The organism is Hymenobacter koreensis (genome assembly GCF_039541855.1).
GTDB lineage: Bacteria > Bacteroidota > Bacteroidia > Cytophagales > Hymenobacteraceae > Solirubrum > Solirubrum koreensis.
On the sequence record NZ_BAABHA010000005.1, the window covers coordinates 1 to 506 of the forward strand.

Consider the following 506-nt stretch of genomic DNA (forward strand, 5'->3'; position numbering starts at 1 on the left):
ACTGGGGCTAAGTCGTAACAAGGTAGCCGTACCGGAAGGTGCGGCTGGATCACCTCCTTTCTGGAGCGCTTTTGTTACGCCGATGGGGATGTCGTTCGCTTTGCTTGGTGCATGACCAAGTTGTTTTCACACTCGCTCAAACGATTTTTGGAGTACGAGGATTCGCCGCCTGGGGCGGCGAAGACCCGGGCTTGTAGCTCAGGTGGTTAGAGCGCGACACTGATAATGTCGAGGTCCGTGGTTCGAGTCCACGCAGGCCCACGTCGCACGGCGAACGGCCTTGCGGGAAACGGAACACGGGGGATTAGCTCAGCTGGCTAGAGCACCTGCCTTGCACGCAGGGGGTCAACGGTTCGAATCCGTTATTCTCCACACTCCTATAGTAGTACAGGTACGCAGCCGTTGGGCTGGGTACCGCTCCGATGCGCAGCAGGCGCGTCGCACGTTCTTTGACGTAACGGCAAGCAAATAACAAAGAGAACAAATGCCGCCCTTTTTCGGAAGGG

At 57.3% G+C, this 506-nt stretch carries 2 tRNA genes and 1 rRNA gene; all 3 read left to right on the forward strand.

What is annotated here, in order from left to right:
* A 16S ribosomal RNA gene (locus ABD903_RS11095) occupies nt 1-60 on the forward strand; the annotation flags it as partial.
* Between the two features lie 127 nt (nt 61-187).
* Nucleotides 188-261: transfer RNA gene (locus ABD903_RS11100), tRNA-Ile, on the forward strand.
* Nucleotides 262-298: 37 nt separating this feature from the next.
* Nucleotides 299-372: transfer RNA gene (locus ABD903_RS11105), tRNA-Ala, on the forward strand.
* Nucleotides 373-506: the final 134 nt, after the last annotated feature.